Origin of the sequence: Streptomyces sp. NPDC059371, assembly GCF_042751995.1 — a bacterium.
Taxonomy (GTDB): Bacteria; Actinomycetota; Actinomycetes; order Streptomycetales; family Streptomycetaceae; genus Streptomyces.
On the sequence record NZ_JBHYXD010000212.1, the window covers coordinates 1 to 1,781 of the forward strand.

Annotated in this window: 1 protein-coding gene; it reads right to left on the reverse strand. The window is 71.5% G+C overall.

Annotated elements, in window-relative coordinates; translation table 11 throughout:
* Nucleotides 1-93 precede the first annotated feature (93 nt).
* The gene (gene serB / locus ACFXGX_RS43250; RefSeq protein ID WP_384804005.1) at nt 94-1,311 is read right to left on the reverse strand and encodes a phosphoserine phosphatase SerB; all 1,218 of its coding nucleotides are present in this window, start codon (nt 1,309-1,311) and stop codon (nt 94-96) included.
* Nucleotides 1,312-1,781 lie beyond the last annotated feature (470 nt).

Here is a 1,781-nt window from a genome sequence, read left to right on the forward strand (position 1 = left end):
GGTCCCGGGCAGACCGGCGGCCCGGGGGGGCCGCGCCCCCCCCGGCCCCCCCGCCGGCGGGCCCCCCCCCCCCGTCCGTCACGGGACCGTGGCTCAGTGAGCCTCGTCGTCCTCGTGCATGTCGGCGGCCTCGACCTCTTCACGGGTGACGCCCAGCAGATAGAGGACCGTGTCGAGGAACGGGAAGTTCACCGCGGTGTGCGCGGCCTGCCGTACGACCGGCTTCGCGTTGAACGCGACCCCGAGTCCGGCGGCGTTGAGCATGTCGAGGTCGTTGGCGCCGTCGCCGATCGCCACGGTCTGGGCCAGCGGGATCTCGGCCTCGGCGGCGAAACGGCGCAGCAGCCGCGCCTTGCCCGCCCGGTCCACGATCTCGCCGGTGACCCGGCCGGTCAGCTTTCCGTCGACGATCTCCAGCGTGTTGGCCTGGGCGAAGTCGAGCCCGAGCCGCTCCTTCAGATCGTCGGTGACCTGGGTGAACCCGCCGGAGACGACACCGACTTGGAAGCCGAGCCGCTTCAGCGTACGGATCAGGGTGCGCGCGCCCGGCGTCAGCCGCACCTCGTCGCGCACTTTCTGCACCACCGACGCGTCCAGCCCTTCGAGGAGCGCCACGCGCGCGTGCAGGGACTGCTCGAAGTCGAGCTCACCTCGCATCGCGGCCGCCGTGACCTCGGCGACCTCGGCCTCGCACCCGGCGTGCGCGGCGAAGAGCTCGATCACCTCGTCCTGGATGAGCGTGGAGTCCACGTCCATCACGACGAGACGCTGGGCCCGCCGGTGCAGGCCCGCGGCCACGACCGCGATGTCGACACCGAGTGCCGACGCCTCGGTCACCAGCGCGGTGCGCAGTTCCTCGGTCTCCGTGCCGGACACCGCGAACTCGACCGCGGTCACCGGGTACTTGGCCAGCCGGAAGATGCGGTCGATGTTTCCGCCGGTCTTCGTGATCCGCGCGGCGATGGCGGCCGTCGACTCCGCGGTGAGCGGGTGTCCGAGCACCGTGACCAGCGAACGTCCCAGGCCGCGCGGGCGGTTGTCGCCGAGGCCGGAGATGATCTCCGCCTGCATCTTCATCGACTCCGCCCAACTGTGGACGGTCGACCGAAGATCACCTTCGAGGCCTCCGGGCGGCTCGGTCACGAGCGCGCACAGCACGATCCGGCCCCGGGTGACGACCTGCTCGATGTCGACCACGTCGACGGAGTAGGCGGCGAGGGTGTCGAAGAGTCCGGCGGTGATGCCCGGCCGGTCCTTGCCGAAGATCTTGACAAGAAGAGTGGGCACATCAGGGGTATGTGAAGCGCTCATGGTATTTCCCACCGTATCCGGCACCCAGTGCCTCCCGCCCGCCCGGTCCGCCTAGCGGACACGGAACACTGGGTGACACCCCGGCGCCCCCCGAGTGACCAACACCCACCCACTGCCCCGGAACGCCCCCCTCGCCCCCCACCCCTGCTTCACGGCCCGCCGCACCAGCAAGCTTCTTTCGCCCCCTCCGCCCCTACCCGACCCGAACCTGGGGCTCCGCCCCAGACCCCGCTCCTCAAACGCCGGAGGGGCTGACTGCTCCCGGCCGGGGCTGAAAAACCTTGGCCGGCCGGGGCTGTGACCGACTGGATCTCGCACCCGCCGTCGGGAGCGCACCGTCGGGGACGGGCCGGTACATCAAATGCCCGCAGGCCGGACGGATCGGAACCCACCCGCACTGGTAGGTGCCGCTGGGATCCGTTCGGATGCGGGCGGATGTACCGGCGCGGCCCCCCCCCCCCCCCCCCCCC